Origin of the sequence: Micromonospora siamensis, assembly GCF_900090305.1 — a bacterium.
In the GTDB taxonomy this organism is placed as follows: domain Bacteria; phylum Actinomycetota; class Actinomycetes; order Mycobacteriales; family Micromonosporaceae; genus Micromonospora; species Micromonospora siamensis.
Genome location: NZ_LT607751.1, coordinates 4,790,603 through 4,806,220, shown reverse-complemented (window position 1 = coordinate 4,806,220; position 15,618 = coordinate 4,790,603). Strand labels below are relative to the sequence as shown.

General features: G+C 73.3%; 15 protein-coding genes. 12 read left to right on the top strand and 3 right to left on the bottom strand.

Annotation, left to right across the window (positions count from 1 at the left end; genetic code table 11):
- From GA0074704_RS21820 to GA0074704_RS21805, 4 genes are all read left to right on the top strand, one after another.
- A complete protein-coding gene (locus GA0074704_RS21820; RefSeq protein WP_088972225.1) occupies positions 1–1,305 on the top strand; it encodes a cysteine desulfurase in 1,305 nt (434 codons plus the stop codon).
- A gap of 45 nt (positions 1,306–1,350) precedes the next feature.
- The gene (gene sufU, locus GA0074704_RS21815) at positions 1,351–1,824 is read left to right on the top strand and encodes a Fe-S cluster assembly sulfur transfer protein SufU (RefSeq protein WP_088972224.1); all 474 of its coding nucleotides are present in this window, start codon (positions 1,351–1,353) and stop codon (positions 1,822–1,824) included.
- Positions 1,821–2,243, top strand: coding sequence for a metal-sulfur cluster assembly factor (locus tag GA0074704_RS21810; protein WP_088972223.1), 423 nt, complete (start codon positions 1,821–1,823; stop codon positions 2,241–2,243). Before sufU ends, GA0074704_RS21810 begins: the two co-directional genes overlap by 4 nt.
- A gap of 369 nt (positions 2,244–2,612) precedes the next feature.
- Positions 2,613–3,329, top strand: a complete 717-nt coding sequence (locus GA0074704_RS21805) for a LysE family transporter (protein ID WP_088972222.1) — start codon at positions 2,613–2,615, stop codon at positions 3,327–3,329.
- A 138-nt stretch (positions 3,330–3,467) separates the two neighbouring features.
- On the opposite strand, the gene GA0074704_RS21800 is transcribed toward GA0074704_RS21805, so the two are convergent.
- On the bottom strand, positions 3,468–4,565 hold the full coding sequence (locus tag GA0074704_RS21800) for a hypothetical protein (RefSeq protein ID WP_157743764.1): 1,098 nt from the start codon (positions 4,563–4,565) through the stop codon (positions 3,468–3,470).
- Between the two features lie 76 nt (positions 4,566–4,641).
- On the opposite strand from GA0074704_RS21800, the gene GA0074704_RS21795 reads away from it, so the two are divergent.
- The 4 genes from GA0074704_RS21795 (at position 4,642) to GA0074704_RS21785 (ending at position 8,760) form a co-directional block, all read left to right on the top strand.
- Entirely contained in the window at positions 4,642–5,280 is a 639-nt protein-coding gene (locus GA0074704_RS21795) for an acVLRF1 family peptidyl-tRNA hydrolase (RefSeq protein WP_231926640.1), read from the top strand.
- Between the two features lie 165 nt (positions 5,281–5,445).
- Positions 5,446–6,636 (top strand): RCC1 domain-containing protein, encoded by a 1,191-nt coding sequence (locus GA0074704_RS21790; protein ID WP_088972220.1) that lies wholly within the window; start codon positions 5,446–5,448, stop codon positions 6,634–6,636.
- 298 nt (positions 6,637–6,934) lie between these two features.
- Entirely contained in the window at positions 6,935–7,114 is a 180-nt protein-coding gene (locus GA0074704_RS28920; RefSeq protein WP_157743763.1) for a hypothetical protein, read from the top strand.
- A gap of 113 nt (positions 7,115–7,227) precedes the next feature.
- The gene (locus GA0074704_RS21785; RefSeq protein ID WP_172880695.1) at positions 7,228–8,760 is read left to right on the top strand and encodes a fused MFS/spermidine synthase; all 1,533 of its coding nucleotides are present in this window, start codon (positions 7,228–7,230) and stop codon (positions 8,758–8,760) included.
- A gap of 34 nt (positions 8,761–8,794) precedes the next feature.
- Here GA0074704_RS21785 and ypfJ read toward each other — a convergent pair whose 3' ends face one another.
- Entirely contained in the window at positions 8,795–9,718 is a 924-nt protein-coding gene (gene ypfJ, locus GA0074704_RS21780; protein WP_088972219.1) for a KPN_02809 family neutral zinc metallopeptidase, read from the bottom strand.
- Positions 9,719–9,963: 245 nt separating this feature from the next.
- Here ypfJ and GA0074704_RS21775 point away from each other — a divergent pair, with 245 nt between their 5' ends.
- Positions 9,964–11,568: an ABC-F family ATP-binding cassette domain-containing protein gene (locus GA0074704_RS21775; RefSeq protein WP_088972218.1), complete on the top strand. Its 1,605-nt coding sequence runs from the start codon at positions 9,964–9,966 to the stop codon at positions 11,566–11,568.
- A gap of 86 nt (positions 11,569–11,654) precedes the next feature.
- On the opposite strand, the gene GA0074704_RS21770 is transcribed toward GA0074704_RS21775, so the two are convergent.
- Positions 11,655–12,257 carry a cadmium resistance transporter gene (locus GA0074704_RS21770; protein ID WP_231926638.1) on the bottom strand — a complete coding sequence of 201 codons (603 nt, stop codon included), beginning with the start codon at positions 12,255–12,257 and terminating at the stop codon, positions 11,655–11,657.
- A gap of 216 nt (positions 12,258–12,473) precedes the next feature.
- On the opposite strand from GA0074704_RS21770, the gene GA0074704_RS21765 reads away from it, so the two are divergent.
- The 3 genes from GA0074704_RS21765 (at position 12,474) to GA0074704_RS21755 (ending at position 15,612) form a co-directional block, all read left to right on the top strand.
- On the top strand, positions 12,474–12,701 hold the full coding sequence (locus GA0074704_RS21765; protein ID WP_088972217.1) for a helix-turn-helix domain-containing protein: 228 nt from the start codon (positions 12,474–12,476) through the stop codon (positions 12,699–12,701).
- Between the two features lie 46 nt (positions 12,702–12,747).
- Positions 12,748–13,515, top strand: a complete 768-nt coding sequence (locus GA0074704_RS21760) for an enoyl-CoA hydratase/isomerase family protein (RefSeq protein WP_088972216.1) — start codon at positions 12,748–12,750, stop codon at positions 13,513–13,515.
- A 117-nt stretch (positions 13,516–13,632) separates the two neighbouring features.
- Entirely contained in the window at positions 13,633–15,612 is a 1,980-nt protein-coding gene (locus GA0074704_RS21755) for an ABC transporter ATP-binding protein (protein ID WP_088972215.1), read from the top strand.
- Positions 15,613–15,618 lie beyond the last annotated feature (6 nt).

The following is a 15,618-nucleotide window of genomic DNA, read 5'->3' as shown; positions in this document are numbered from 1 at the left end:
ATGACCTCCCTGACCATCCCGGCGGGCATGCCGCAGTACGACGACGTGCCCCGCTTCGACGTGGCACGGGTGCGGGCCGACTTCCCGATCCTGGACCGGGAGGTCAACGGGTACCCGCTGGTCTATCTCGACAGCGCGAACACCTCGCACAAGCCGCGTCAGGTGCTCGACGTGCTCGCCGAGCACTACGCGGCGCACAACGCCAACGTGTCGCGCTCGGTGCACACGCTGGGCACCGAGGCGACCGAGGCGTTCGAGGGCGCCCGGGCCAAGGTGGCGGCGTTCGTCAACGCGCCGAGCGTGGACGAGGTGGTGTTCACCAAGAACTCCACCGAGGCGATCAACATCGTGGCGTACGCGTTCTCCAACGCCTCGCTGCGCGCGGACGCCGACCCCCGGTTCCGGCTGGGCCCCGGCGACGAGATCGTGATCTCCGAGATGGAGCACCACTCGAACATCGTCCCGTGGCAGCTGCTGGCGGAGCGGACCGGCGCGACCCTGCGCTGGTTCCCGCTGACCGAGCAGGGCCGGCTCGACGAGTCGGGGCTGACGGAGCTGGTCACCGAGCGGACGAAGATCGTCTCGCTGGTGCACGTCTCCAACATCCTCGGCACGGTCAACGCCACCTCGCGGATCACCCAGCGGGTCCGTGAGGTGGGCGCCCTGCTGCTGCTGGACTGCTCGCAGTCGGTGCCGCACATGCCGATCGACGTGGTCGACCTCGACGCCGACTTCATCGTCTTCACCGGGCACAAGATGTGCGCTCCGACCGGCATCGGCGTGCTCTGGGGCCGGGGCGAGCTGCTCGCCGCGATGCCCCCGGTGTACGGCGGCGGCTCGATGATCGAGACGGTGACGATGGCGCGGACGACGTTCGCCGCGCCGCCGGCCCGGTTCGAGGCGGGCACCCCGCCGATCGCCGAGGCGGTCGCGCTGGGCGCGGCGGTGGACTACCTCACCGGGGTGGGGATGCGCGCGATCCAGTGGCACGAGAAGGAACTGACGGCGTACGCGCTGGACGCCCTCGCCACCGTGCCGGGGCTGCGGGTCTTCGGCCCGACCGTGCCGGTGGGCCGGGGCGGCACGATCTCGTTCGCGCTCGGCGACGTCCACCCGCACGACGTCGGGCAGGTCCTCGACTCGCTCGGCGTGCAGGTGCGGGTCGGTCACCACTGCGCCAAGCCGGTGTGCAGCCGGTTCGGCGTACCGGCCATGACGCGAGCGTCGTTCTACCTGTACACCACCACCGCGGAGATCGACGCCCTGGTGGTGGGTCTGGAGCAGGCGCGGAAGGTGTTCGAATGAGCCGGGTGACGCAGGAGGCGGGCGAATCGATGGGAGTCCAGCCTGATGCAGCTTGAGTCTCTTTACCAGGAGATCATCCTGGACCACTACAAGCACCCGCACGGCCGTGGCCTGCGTGACGCCGAGGACCCGGCCGACCGGGTCGCCGAGGCGCACCACGTCAACCCGACCTGCGGGGACGAGATCACCGTACGCGTGACCACCGACGGCAAGGTGTTCACCGACATCTCGTACGACGGGATGGGCTGCTCGATCAGCCAGGCCTCGGCGAGCGTGCTGCACGAGCTGCTGCGCGGCCGCGCCGCGGACGACGCGGCGGTGGTGCACGAGGCGTTCGTCGAGTTGATGTCCGGGCGTGGCCAGGTCACGCCGGACGAGGACGTGCTCGGAGACGGGGTGGCGTTCGCGGGAGTCGCGCGCTACCCCGCCCGGGTCAAGTGCGCGCTGCTGTCGTGGATGGCGTTCAAGGACGCCGCGGCACGCGCCGGGGTGGGCGTGAGCCCGGAGGTGAAGGCATGAGCAGCGAAGAGACCGCCACCACGCCGCAGGGCGGCGCCGTGGCGACCGACGGCGCGGCGACGCCGGCCACCGAGGGCACGGCCGCCCCGGGCGGCAAGGCCGCCGTCGCCGACATCGAGGAGGCGATGAAGGACGTCGTCGACCCGGAGCTCGGCATCAACGTGGTCGACCTCGGTCTGGTGTACGGCGTGCACGTCGGCGAGGACAACGTCGCCACCCTGGACATGACGCTCACGTCGGCGGCCTGCCCGCTGACCGACGTGATCGAGGACCAGGCCCGGCAGGCGCTGACCACCGGCCCGGGTGGCGGGCTGGTCGACGACATCCGGATCAACTGGGTGTGGCTCCCGCCGTGGGGGCCGGACAAGATCACCGACGAGGGGCGGGACCAGCTCCGCTCGCTCGGCTTCAACGTCTGACCGGACGTACCCGGTCGTCCTCGGGCGCGGCACCCTTCTCCGGGTGCCGCGCCCGACGCATCTCCGCCCGACCCCCGCCCTCCGCGTCACCCGGCCGCCGTGCCCCGCGTCGCCCGGCCGGCCGGTCTCCAAGATCGCGCTCGATCCAGGAGAGAGTGGCTTCGCCACGCGCCGGATGCCACTACTTCCAGGATCGAGCGCGACCTTTCCGCGGGGGCGGCGGCGGGAAATCGGGTCGCGTGGCCGGGGGAGGGGGACGCAGGATGGGCGGGTGATCGAGGCGTACTCCCGGCAGGTCCCTGTCCGCGCGGCCGTTGCCGCGCATCGACAGCGCACCTCGCCGCGTCGCGCCTCGACCCGCCGACCACCGTGCTGACCGCGTTCGTCGCCGGTCTGCTGGCCGGCTACGGAGTGGCGATCCCGGTGGGCGCGATCGCGGTGCTGATCCTCGGGCTGGCCGCCCGGACCTCCTTCCGGGTCGGTGCCGCCGCCGCCCTCGCGGTGGCGACCGCCGACGGTCTGTACGCGGCGGTGGCCGTCGTGGGCGGCGCCGGTCTGGCCGCACTGGTGACCCCGGTGGCCGGCCCGCTGCGGGTGGCCGCCGCCGTGGTGCTGCTCGGCCTCGCCGCACACGGCCTGTGGCGGGCGTGGCGCGGTCGCCGTGGCACCGGGCGGGCCGACCACGACCCTGGGCGGGCCGACCACGACCCTGGGCGGGCCGACCGTCACGCCGACCACGGCCACCAGGGCGGCACCAGGCCGCCGGGGAGGGCGGCGGGCGACGGGCTGGGCACACCGCGCCGGGCCTACCTGGGCCTGCTCGCGCTGACCCTGCTCAACCCGACCACCGTCGTCTACTTCGCCGCCCTCGTGCTGAGCCGCCGGGACGCGGCGTCCCTCGACCCGGCGGCCGGGGCCCTGTTCGTGGTGGGGGCCTTCGTCGCGTCGGCGAGCTGGCAGTTGACGATCGCCGGCGGCGGGACGCTGGTCGGCCGGGCGCTGGCCGGACCCCGGGGCCGGCTGGTCACCGCGGCGGTGTCCAGCGCGCTGATCGCCGCCCTGGCCGTGGCCGTGCTGCTGCCCTGACCACCGCACCGGCCCTGACCACCGCACCGGCCCTGACCACCGCACCGGCCCTGACCACCGCACCGGCCCGGTCCGCCGCCGCCGTGCCGGTCGGCTTGGGGCGCGCCGGCAGCGGTGGCCGCACCGGCCCGGTCGCCGTCACCTCGGTGGGCGGAACAGGCCGTACACTCCGGCGCCGGTGGCGACGACGGTGGCGATCGTGGTCGCGACGTTCAGCAGCCGGTCCCACCGACGCCTCGGCACCTCGCCGCCCTCGCCGGGCCGGGCGGCCAGCGCGGGCGCGCCACCGACGAGCACGGTGGCCAGCGCGTCGCCGACCGCGGCGCGGACGGCGGCGTGGCCGACCAGGGCGGACCGGCCAACGTCGGCCAGCAGCCGGCCGCCCCCGGCCAGCACCTCGGTGCGGACCGGTTCCGGTAGGCCCCGGGCGGTACGGGCGACGCAGCGGCCCAACGCGGTGGCGAACCTGCCGAGTTCCACCGGGTCGGCCCGGATCGCCGGGGGAGGGGGTGCCAGTGCCCCGGTCAGTCGCGGCGGCCCGGGACGCGGGTCGCGCAGCAGGCGACCGACGGCCAGCAGCGCCGCCTCGGGGTCCTGGTAGTCCACCCACCAGGTGAGCAGCGCGGCGTAGAGCACGGTGGCCACCGTGCCGACGAACAGGCCCAGCAGTCGGGCATCGTCGCCCGCCTCGGAGCTGTCGGTCACCCGGGGCAGCAGGGTCATCCCGACGATCGTGATCACGCCGCCGGAGCAGATCCGAACGTAGGTCCGGGACCAGTTCCAGCGCAGCAGCTGGAAGCCGAGCCAGGCGCTGCCCGCGCGGGCCGGCGGCGCGCCCACCTCGGCCAGCTCCACCTCGATCCGGCGGGCCTCCCGGAGCAGCCGGCCGGGCAGCACGGCACTCGCCGTCACGCTCGCCGCCAGCACGGTCACCGCGGCAGCCCGCGCCGGCCCCGGCCAGTCGGGCAGCGTGGACAGGATGATGAACGCCGGCAGCAGGGCGGCGGCGACCGCGAGCCCGACCGCGCCGCCGGCCCGGACCGTCCGCCGTGCCTGGCGGCGCAGCAGGGCCGCCGGCCCGGGCAGCAGCCGGTATGCCCCTCTCGGCGCCTCGATCGGCAGCCGGCCGGCGAGCCAGCGGGTGCCGAAGGCGAGGACGGCGCGCAGCCACACGCCGCTGACCAGCAGCAGGAGCAGCATCGCGCCGATCGCTAGGGTGGTCTCCAACCTGATCACAGCGCTCCTCACGGGACACCGGGTGGCCGCAGCGGTCCGGTCCATGATGAGACGTCGAGACGAACGAGGTGGGGCGGTGGGTGCCAGACCGGCGGCCGGCGGAGGACGATGGGTCGAGGTCGACCCGGCCCGGGTGACCCGCTGGGTGGCGGGCTTCGCCGACCGGCACGGCCCGCCCACCACCACCGTCCAGGAGTACGGCCTGCTGCTCGCCGCCCCGGACGGCGCGACCGCCGAGCTGCACACGCCACCGGGCGTCCCGGCCACCGTCGACGTACCCGGATTCGTGGCCGCCGCCGAGGCCCCGCGTCGGCTCGGTCTGCTGCTGGCCCGCAAGGGCGCGGTGGCGGTCGGCGTGGCCGAGGGCACCGACCTGGTGATCTCCAAGGTGGACACCCGCTACGTGCAGGGCCGGACCGCGGCGGGCGGCTGGTCCCAGCAGCGCTTCGCCCGGCGGCGCGACAACCAGGCGAAGGCGGCGCTGGGCGACGCGGCGGAGCTGGCCGTACGCCTGCTGCTGCCGGAGGTGTCGACCCTGGCGGCCCTGGTCTGCGGCGGTGACCGGCGGGCGGTGGAGACGGTGCTGGCCGACCGGCGGCTGGCTCCGCTGGCGCAGCTGCGCGCCGGCCGTCTCCTCGACGTGCCGGAGCCCCGGCACGCGGTGCTGGTGGCCGCCGTCCCCGCCGCCCGGGCGGTCCACATTCTGGTCCGCTGAACGGCAAAGATTGCCTCAAGCCGGTCAATCCCGTCCGCCGGTAGTGCATCGAGCCGAGCCGATGCATAAGGTCGGTGCCACGAAGTGGTGGGTCTCCGGGCGGCCCGCCAGGGCAGCTTCCGTTTCCATGTTCCAGGCACCGACATCGTTGGGAGAAGCAACTACATGGACGGATATCAGGACGGCCGGCTGCGCGCCCGGTGGCGCCGGGCGACCCGGCTCCTCGTCGCCGCGGCGGCGGCGACCATCGGCAGCGTCGCGCTCGTCGCCGCGCTGACGGCCGGCACGGCGGCCGCGAGTGTCGCCCCCGCGGTCTCCGCCGTCACCACGGGGGGCGCGCACACCTGCGCGATCCGCGCCGACGGGGGACTGTGGTGCTGGGGCGGGAACTACAGCGGCCAGCTCGGGGACGGGACCACCACGAACCGGAGCACGCCGGCGCAGGTCGGTACCGCCGGCTGGGCCGCGGTCGACGCGGGCGCGAGCCACACCTGTGCGGTGCGGACCGACGGGACCCTGTGGTGCTGGGGCGCCAACAGCCGTGGTCAGCTCGGTGACGGGACCACCACGCGGCGGCCCGCCCCGACGCAGGTCGGCACCGCCACGACCTGGTCCCGGGTCAGCGCCGGCTACGAGCACACCTGCGCGGTGCGCACCGACGGCACCCTCTGGTGCTGGGGCTTCAACCGGACCGCCCAGCTGGGCGTCGGCGTCTCACCCTACGTCGCGACCACCCCGTTGCAGGTCGGCACGGCGACCAACTGGGCGAGCGTCACGACCGGCTTCGCGCACACCTGCGGTGTCCGCACGGACGGGACGCTCTGGTGCTGGGGTTACAGCTCGGACGGGCAGCTCGGTCTCGGCACCCTGGGCTCCCAGACGACGCCGGCGCAGGTCGGCACCGCCGCCACCTGGACCGGCGTGACCGCCGGGTACGCCCACACCTGCGGCGTCCGCTCCGGCACGCTGTGGTGCTGGGGTGAGAACGGGTACGGGCAGTTGGGGGTGAGCGGCAACTACCAGACCGCGCCGGTGCAGGTCGACACGGCCACCACCTGGAGCCGGGTCGGTGGGAGCGGCGACACGTCGTGCGCGCTCCGCACCGACGGCAGCCTGTGGTGCTGGGGCAAGAACAGTGCGGGGCAGGTGGGCGACGGCACCACCTCCCACCGGAACGCGCCCACCCGGGTCGGTACCGCCACCGACTGGACCGGCGGCCCGGCCGCCGCCGAGCACAGCTGCGCGATCCGCGCCGACGGCGGTCTGTGGTGCTGGGGCGACAACAGCGGTGGGCAACTGGGCGACGGCACCACGGCTCAGCGGTCGACCCCCGCCCAGATGACCCTGTTGGGCTGATCCTCGGGTCCGGACGGCGGCCGGTGGTTGGTCCGAGCAGCGCTTCGCCGCGCCGGTCTGCGGCGGCGACCGACGGGCGGCGGACGTTGTGCCTGCCGACCGTCGGCTCGCGCCCCGGGCGGCCGTCGGGCCGAGCGGATCCTCAGTCGCTAGCCCCGACCGGCGGAGTGACCCATCCCACCGAAAACCGTCCCACGTGGATTGTCGTCCCTTGTTACGTTGCTCCCGGCCCGGATTCAGGTGCGCACTGTGACCCGGGTCGTCGTTCATTCACAGGGGAGGAAATCTCATGAATGTCATGAAGCGGGGTGCTGCCGTCCTTGTGCTGTCGGCCGGCATCCTCACCATGGGTGGCGGGGTCGCGATGGCCCTGGAGCTCAACCCGAACGCCCACATCGACACGTCGCAGATCCAAGACCGGCGGCCGAAGTGCGTCTGGTACAAGCCGTGGCAGACCAAGGGCGTCGACTGCCGCTGACGCGGTGACCGTCCGTCCGAGCCGGGACGCCGGTCGGACGGACTGATCGGATCCGCGCGGGCGTGGCCGGGTGACCGGCCGCGCCCGCGCTCGATGTCGGGGAAGGCGAGAGCATGGCGCAATCAGCGAGCCGGACGGTCGAGCCGCCGGCGTACGCGCCGTCACCCGCACCGTCCGAGCCCGGACTGGGGGCGGTGCCGGCCGGGGCGCTGGCGTTCCTTACCGGCGGCGCGGTGCTGGTGCTGGAGATCATCGGAATGCGGCTCGTCGCCCCGTACGTCGGGGTGACCCTGCAGACCTCGACCGCGGTCATCTCGGTCGCGTTGCTGGCGATTGCCGCGGGAGCCTGGGGCGGAGGCTGGCTGGCCGACCGGTTCGCGCCGCGGCGGCTGATCGCGCCGCTGCTGCTGCTGGCGGCCGCCGCGTCCGCGCTCACCGTGCCCGTGGTGCGCTGGTCGGGGGAGTGGTTGCGCGGCACCGGACCTGGCGGGGTGCTGCTGCTGGCCACGCTCACCCTCTTCGCGCCCGCGACGCTACTCGCGGCGGTGAGCCCGCTGCTGGTCAAGCTGCGCCTGGCCGACCTCTCCAGCACCGGCGGCGTGGTCGGCCGCCTCTCCGGCCTGGGCACGCTCGGCGCCATCACGGCCAGTGTCGGGACGGGGTTCGTGCTGGTCGCCGCGCTGCCGAGCACCACGATCGTGTGGGCCCTGGCAGGCCTGCTCACCATCGCCGGTGTCCTCACGGGCGCGGTCGGCGCAGCAGCGCGCCGGGGCAACGGCCTGCTCCTCGCGGTGCTGCTGGTCATGATCGGCTCCGGGTGGGTCGCCCGGAACGCGCCGGTGCCGTGCCGCACCGAGACCGCCTACCAGTGCGCGGCCCTGCTGCGCGACGCGTCCCGCCCCGGTGGTCGACTGCTGGAGCTCAACGCCCAGGCGCATTCCTACGTGGACGTCACCGATCCGCGGTACCTCGACTTCCGCTACACGCGCTACCTGGCAGCGGTGCTCGACAGTCGCGCGCCGGCCGGCCGGCCGCTGGACGTCCTGCACGTCGGGGGTGCGGCGCTGACGATGCCCCGCTACGTGGCCGCCGACCGGGCCGGGTCACGGCAGCAGGTGGTGGAGGTGGACGAGCGGCTGATCCGGCTGGTCCGCCAGGAGCTGCCGGCCGTGCCGGGCGTACGGGTGCGGGCCGGCGATGGTCGGGTCGAGGTGCGGCGGGCGGCGAGCGGCTCGGTCGACGTGGTCGTGGGCGACGCGTTCGGCACCCTCGCCGTGCCCTGGCACCTCACCACCCGCGAGTTCGTCGGCGACGTCCACCGGGTCCTCCGGCCCGGTGGCACGTATGCACTGAACATCATCGACCGGCCCGCCCGGCGGCTGGTCCGGGCGGAGGCCGCGACCCTGCTGTCGGTCTTCGGCACGGTCCTGGTGGTGGCGCTGCCGACGGCCCTGGACGGCCGGGCCGCGGGCAACTTCGTCCTGGTCGCCACCGACGGTCCGGTCGACCGGGTGGACCTGCGGGCGGCGCTGGACGCGCACGGTGAGCGGGACGCCCGCGTGCTCGACGCGGCCGGTTGGGCCCGCGGGGCGCGACCGCTCACCGACGACTACGCCCCGGTCGAGCAGCTGCTGCACGGCCTGTGACCGGTCCGGGCCGAGGGCCCGGACCGGCCGGTTCTCACAGCGAGCCGGAGAAGGTGTCACACTGCTTCGGGTCACCGGTCGAGTAACCCTTGGTGAACCACTGCTTGCGCTGTGCCGAGGTGCCGTGGGTGAACTGGTCCGGGTTGACCTGGCCGCCGGACTTCTTCTGGATGGTGTCGTCGCCGATCGCTTCGGCGGTCTCGACCGCCTGGCTGATGTCGGTCTCGGTGATCGACTTGAACAGCGGCTCCTGCCCGGTCTTGTCCCGGCTCTCGGTGGCGTGCTTCGCCCAGGTGCCGGCGTAGCAGTCGGCCTGCAGCTCCAGGCGCACCGAGGCGGACTCCGGACCGCTCTGCTGGCCCTGTCCGGCCTTGGCGTTGGTGCCGAGCAGGTCCTGGACGTGGTGGCCGTACTCGTGGGCCAGCACGTAGGGCGCGGCGAACTCGCCGTCGGCGCCGAACCGGGAGGCCAGCTCGTTGTAGAAGCTCAGGTCGATGTAGACCTGCTTGTCGGCGGGGCAGTAGAACGGGCCGACGCCCGAGTCGGCCTGACCGCAGCCGGTGTTGACCGCACCGGAGAAGTAGTTGGTGTCGGTCGGCTGGTACTCGCCGCTGGCGATCTTGGGGTACTCCTGCTTCCAGTACGACTGGATGCTGTTGACGTACAGCAGGTTGCGGCACTTGACGTTCTCGAAGCGCTGCGGGTTGTCGCGCGAGCAGGACGCGTTCAGGTCCTCACCGCCCGGGTCGCCGCCGCCGTCGTTGGTGGCGGCGTTCAGCCCGAAACCGCCACCGACGAGGGCAACCAGCACCGCGATGATGATGCCGACGATCCCTCCCCGGCCACCACCGCCGCCCGGGATCGGGATCGGGAAGCCCCCGCCCCGGCCACCTCCGCCACTGCCGCCCAGGTCGTTGACCTGGGAGGTGTCCAATTCCGCTCGGTCGTTCAGCTCCATCGTGACCTCGATCGCGTGAAATGTCCTGTGGTGCACCGTCAGCGCCGGACCGGGTCCGGACGGCTGTTCCGGTACCCGATGATCTTGTCCGGTAATCCGGGCGGGGCGCTCCGCGTCGCCCGGTACACTTGGCGGGTGCTGCTCTGCGAAGGCTGAACCGCCCCGCGCCGACGGGCTCCGCTCCCGCCGGCGCTTTCGCGTGCCCTGAGTCAGCCCTTCCGGACCCCGAGAGCGAGTTCTCCGAAATGATCACTGCCACCGGCCTGGAGCTGCGCGCCGGTTCCCGGATCCTGCTGTCCGACACCACCCTGCGGGTGCAGCCCGGCGATCGGATCGGCCTGGTCGGCCGCAACGGCGCCGGCAAGACCACCACCCTCAAGGTGCTGGCCGGCGAGGGCCAGCCGTACGCCGGGCAGATCGACCGGCGCAGCGCGATCGGCTACCTGCCGCAGGACCCGCGTACCGGCGACCTGGAGGTCACCGGCCGCGACCGGGTGCTCTCGGCCCGGGGCCTGGACGTGCTGATGTCGCAGATGAAGGAGCTGGAGCAGAAGCTCGCCGAGGACGCCGACGAGAAGCTGGTCCGCCGCTACGGCGCGCTGGAGGACCAGTTCGCCGCGCTCGGCGGGTACGCCGCCGAGGCCGAGGCGGCCCGGATCTGCTCCAACCTCGGCCTGCCCGACCGGGCCCTCGCGCAGACCATCGGCACCCTCTCCGGCGGCCAGCGCCGCCGCATCGAACTGGCCCGGATCCTGTTCCGCGACGCCGGTGAGAACGGCGGCGGCATCCTGCTGCTCGACGAGCCCACCAACCACCTCGACGCCGACTCGATCACCTGGCTGCGCGGCTTCCTGGCCAACCACAAGGGCGGCCTGATCGTGATCTCCCACGACGGCTCGCTGCTGGAGTCGGTGGTCAACAAGGTCTGGTTCCTGGACGCCACCCGCTCGGTGGTCGACGTCTACAACCTGGGCTGGAAGGCGTACCTGGAGGCGCGGGAGACCGACGAGCGCCGCCGCCGCCGGGAGCGGGCCAACGCCGAGAAGAAGGCCGGCGCGCTGATGGCCCAGGCCGACAAGATGCGTGCCAAGGCCACCAAGACCGTCGCCGCGCAGAACATGGCCCGCCGCGCCGAGAAGCTGATCTCCGGCCTGGAGGAGGTCCGCCACGCCGACAAGGTGGCGAAGGTGCGGTTCCCCACCCCCGCCCCGTGCGGTAAGACCCCGCTGACCGCGACCGGCCTGTCCAAGTCGTACGGGTCGCTGGAGATCTTCACCGACGTGAACGTGGCGGTGGACCGCGGCTCCCGGGTGGCCATCCTCGGCCTCAACGGCGCCGGCAAGACCACCCTGCTGCGGATGCTCGGCGGCCTGCTCCAGCCGGACACCGGCGAGGTGCACCCGGGCCACGGCCTGCGCCTGGGCTACTACGCCCAGGAGCACGAGACCCTCGACGTGGACCGGACGATCCTGGACCACATGCGCAGTGCCGCGAGCGACCAGACCGACACCGACCTGCGCAAGATCCTGGGCGCGTTCCTGTTCTCCGGCGAGGACGTGGACAAGCCGGCTGGGGTGCTCTCCGGTGGCGAGAAGACCCGGCTGGCCCTGGCCACCCTGGTCTGCTCCGGCGCCAACGTGCTGCTGCTCGACGAGCCGACGAACAACCTCGACCCGGTCAGCCGGGAGCAGGTGCTCGACGCGATCGCCCGCTATCCGGGGGCGATCGTGCTGGTCACCCACGACCCGGGCGCCGTGCTGGCGCTCAAGCCGGACCGGGCGATCCTGCTCCCCGACGGCGACGAGGACGCCTGGAGCGACGATCTGCTCGAGCTGGTCGAGCTGGCCTGACCCACCCCGGCCGAGCCGGCTCGACTCGGCCGGGCTGGCTCACCCGGCCCGGCCCGGCTGGCTCGACTCGGCCGGGCTGGATCGTCTCAGCCGAGCAGGGCGGCCAGCCGGGGCAGGACGCCGGAGCTGACCAGGATGGTCGCACCGATGGCGACGAAGATGGCCGGGACCAGCCAGTGGCCGGCGCGGCCGACCGGGCGTACCACCCGGCGATGGCCGCCGAGCAGCGCGGCGACGGCGCACCAGACGGCGACCAGGGCGACGAAGACCAGCAGGAACACCAGCCCGGTCGCCGGCCGCAGGGAGCGGAACACCGGCACGTAGACGGCGATGTTGTCGGCGCCGTTGGCGATGGTCACCCCCGCCACCCCGAGCAGGCTGCCGACCACCGCCGGCGGGCCGTCGTCGTCGCGGCGGGCGAGCAGCGCGCGTACGCCGAGGGCGATCGGCAGCAGTCCGAGCAGGCCGGTCCACGGGTCCGGGACCACCAGCAGCCCCGCGGCGACCACCACGCTGGTGGCGACCAGGGCGCCGATGCCGAGGTACTGCCCGGCGACGATGTGCCAGGGTCGGGGGCGGCCGGTGCCGCGGGCCGCCACGAAGAGCACCGTGAGCACCACGATGTCGTCCAGGTTCGTCGCGGCGAAGACCAGCGCCGCGCCGCCCGCGCTCCCCAGCAGGCCCGTCACGCCAGGCAGGCTACGGGTCCGGTGGGCGTCCCGCCCGCCGAGGTGCCGGCCGGTCCCTGGCACGGTGGCCGGGTCGGCAGCATCACTCTATCGGGAACACGACATCGCGTAGCGTGTCGGTTGGCGAAGAGTTGATATCTGGCGCATGATCGTTCGAGGCGGTCTAATAGGTGGGACCGTATCCGAACCGCACAGTCTGCGACGTGAGGAATCAGCATGGCCTCCACTGGCACAGCCACCAGCACTGAGAAGGGTCGCCGGATCGTCGGAGCCGAGCGTCAGACGCTCGCCAAGGACCTGGTAAAGCGGTACACCGCGGGGGAGAGCATCCGTTCGCTGGCGGCCTCGACCGGCCGTTCCTACGGGTTCATCCACCGGGTGCTCACCGAGTCCGGGGTGCAGCTGCGGCAGCGCGGCGGCGCCCGGCGCCGCAAGAAGGCGTGACCCGCCCGCAAGCGTCGTCCATCAGCGCCGCGCCCCGGGCGGTCCGGTGACCGCCGAGACGACCGGGGTGCGCCTCGACTGCGACGGGCCGGTCGCGACGGTCACGTTGTGCCGGCCCGACGTGCTCAACGCCCAGACCCCGGCGATGTGGCGCGCGATGAGCGACTTCTCCCGGGACCTGCCGGGCGACGTCCGCGTCGTCGTCGTACGCGGCGAGGGGCGGGCGTTCTCCGCCGGCCTCGACCTTTCGGTGGCCGGCGCCTCCGGCCCGGGCTCCTTCGCCGAGCTCGCCACCCTGCCCGAGCAGGAGTGCGCGGACCGGATCGCCGAGTTCCAGGCCGGCTTCACCTGGCTGCACCGCCCCGACGTGATCTCGGTGGCCGCCGTGCAGGGCCACGCCATCGGGGCCGGCTTCCAGTTGGCCCTCGCCTGTGACCTGCGGGTGCTCGCCGAGGACGCCCGGCTCTCCATGGCGGAGGTGACCCTCGGCCTGGTTCCCGACCTGGCCGGCACGAAGCGCCTGGCGGAGCTGGTCGGCTACGCCCGGGCGCTGGAGATCTGCGCCACCGGCCGCCGGATGGACGCCGCCGAGGCCGACCGGATCGGCCTGGCCAACCTGGTGGTGCCGAACGCCGACCTCGACGCGGCGGTCCGCGACCTCACCGCGGGCCTGCTCGCCGGCAACCGGGACGCGGTCGTCGAGATCAAGGCCCTGCTCGCCGGCGCCGGCGGCCGCTCGCACGCCGAGCAGCAGCGGGCCGAGCGGGAGGCACAGACCCGCCGGCTGCGCGACCTGGCCGGGCGCGGAGAATAGTCGTAAGGACCGTTCGGGAAGATCCGGGTTACTCGCGAGGTTGTCGTAGGGGGTCGGGAGAATCGACCCGGCGGCCCAGTCCGCCCACGACCCGGAGGTGACCAGTTGTCCAGCCCGATGCACGGCGGCGGCATGGCCGGCTGGAGCATGCTCCGGTCGATGCGCAGCCAGGACGAGGTCAGCGCCCACCAGCTCAAGCGCGGCACCGCCAAGCGGATCGTCGCGTTCGCCCGGCCCTACCGCCGGGACATCGTGGTCTTCCTGGTAACCGTCGTCTTCGCCGCCATCATCGGGGTCGCCACCCCGGTCCTCGCCGGTGACGTGATCAACGCGATCAATCGCGGCGGCAGCGAGGCAGGCGCCGTGGTGGTCCGACTCGCGCTGATCATCGGCGCGCTGGCGGTGGTCGACGCCCTCTTCTCGCTGGCCCAGCGGTGGTATTCGGCCCGGATCGGCGAGGGGATCATCCTCGACCTGCGCACCCGGGTCTACGACCACGTCCAGCGCATGCCGCTGCAGTTCTTCACCCGGACCCAGACCGGCGCCCTGGTCAGCCGGCTCAACAACGACGTGATGGGCGCCCAGCGGGCGTTCACCTCCACCCTGTCCGGGGTGGTCAGCAACGTCATCCAGCTGGTCCTCACCGCCGGGGTGATGTTCACCCTCTCCTGGCAGATCACCACGCTGTCACTGGTGCTGCTGCCGGTCTTCATCATTCCGGCCCGGCGGGTCGGCAAGCGGCTGGCCGAGATCACCCGCGAGTCGTACAACCTCGACGCGAAGATGAACGCCACGATGACCGAGCGCTTCGGGGTGGCCGGAGCGTTGCTGGTCAAGCTCTTCGGCTCGCCCGAGGTGGAGGCGCAGCGGTTCGCCGGCCGGGCCGAGCGGGTGCGCGACATCGGCATCCAGTCCGCGATGTACTCCCGCACGTTCTTCGTGGCCATGCTGCTGGTCGCCTCGCTGGCCCAGGCGCTGACCTACGGCCTGGGCGGCTGGCTCGCCGTCACCGGCGCCGTCAGCGCCGGCACCGTGGTCACCCTGGCGCTGCTGCTCACCCGCCTCTACGGCCCGCTCACCGCGCTCTCCAACGTCCGGGTCGACGTGATGAGCGCGCTGGTCTCCTTCGACCGGGTCTTCGAGGTGCTCGACCTGCGCCCCGGCATCGAGGAGAAGCCAGGCGCGGTCGCGGTCCCGCGCGGCAACGGCCGGGTCGAGTTCCGCGACGTCCGGTTCCGCTACCCCAGCGCCGCCGAGGTGTCGCTGGCCTCCCTGGAGGAGGTCGCCACCCTCGACCGCACCATCAACGAGCCGGTGCTCAAGGGCGTCTCGTTCGCCGTCGAGCCCGGGCAGATGGTCGCCCTGGTCGGCCCCTCCGGCGCCGGCAAGTCCACCCTGTCCATGCTGATCTCCCGGATCTACGACGTCAGCGACGGCCAGGTGCTGGTCGGCGGGGTCGACGTCCGGGACGCCACCCTCGCCTCGCTGCGTGACGAGATCGGCGTGGTCACCCAGGACTCGCACCTGTTCCACGAGACCATCCGGGAGAACCTGCGCTACGCGAAGCCCGGTGCCACCGACGACGAGATCTGGGCGGCCCTCGCCGGCGCCCAGGTGGCCGACCTGGTCCGCTCCCTGCCCGACGGGCTGGACACCACCGTCGGCGAGCGCGGCTACCGCTTCTCCGGCGGCGAGAAGCAACGCATCGCCATCGCCCGGCTGCTGCTCAAGGCCCCGTCCATCGTGATCCTGGACGAGGCGACCGCCCACCTGGATTCGGAGAGCGAGGCGGCGGTCCAGCGGGCCCTGTCGGTGGCGCTGACCGGGCGTACCGCCCTGGTGATCGCGCACCGGCTCTCCACCGTCCGGGACGCCGACCAGATCCTGGTCCTCGACGACGGGCGGATCGTCGAGCGGGGCCGGCACGAGGAACTGGTCGCGGTCGGCGGGCTCTACGCCGAGCTGTACCGCACCCAGTTCGCCGTCGCCGACTCGCCGGCCCCGTACGCCGACGCCCCGGCGCCGGAGTCGGTGATCACCATGCCGCTCGGGACGTACGTCCCGGAGGACGCGATGCCTCCGGCCACCGCCAACTGACGCATG

What these genes read in the sequence shown, in the direction of transcription:
- GA0074704_RS21820 (WP_088972225.1), top strand. Translation starts at nt 1, where the DNA reads ATGACCTCCCTGACCATCCCGGCGGGCATGCCGCAGTACGACGACGTG.
- sufU (WP_088972224.1), top strand. Translation starts at nt 1,351, where the DNA reads ATGCAGCTTGAGTCTCTTTACCAGGAGATCATCCTGGACCACTACAAG.
- GA0074704_RS21810 (WP_088972223.1), top strand. Translation starts at nt 1,821, where the DNA reads ATGAGCAGCGAAGAGACCGCCACCACGCCGCAGGGCGGCGCCGTGGCG.
- GA0074704_RS21790 (WP_088972220.1), top strand. Translation starts at nt 5,446, where the DNA reads ATGGACGGATATCAGGACGGCCGGCTGCGCGCCCGGTGGCGCCGGGCG.
- GA0074704_RS28920 (WP_157743763.1), top strand. Translation starts at nt 6,935, where the DNA reads ATGAAGCGGGGTGCTGCCGTCCTTGTGCTGTCGGCCGGCATCCTCACC.
- GA0074704_RS21785 (WP_172880695.1), top strand. Translation starts at nt 7,228, where the DNA reads ATGGCGCAATCAGCGAGCCGGACGGTCGAGCCGCCGGCGTACGCGCCG.
- ypfJ (WP_088972219.1), bottom strand. Translation starts at nt 9,718, where the DNA reads ATGGAGCTGAACGACCGAGCGGAATTGGACACCTCCCAGGTCAACGAC.
- GA0074704_RS21775 (WP_088972218.1), top strand. Translation starts at nt 9,964, where the DNA reads ATGATCACTGCCACCGGCCTGGAGCTGCGCGCCGGTTCCCGGATCCTG.
- GA0074704_RS21765 (WP_088972217.1), top strand. Translation starts at nt 12,474, where the DNA reads ATGGCCTCCACTGGCACAGCCACCAGCACTGAGAAGGGTCGCCGGATC.
- GA0074704_RS21755 (WP_088972215.1), top strand. Translation starts at nt 13,633, where the DNA reads ATGCACGGCGGCGGCATGGCCGGCTGGAGCATGCTCCGGTCGATGCGC.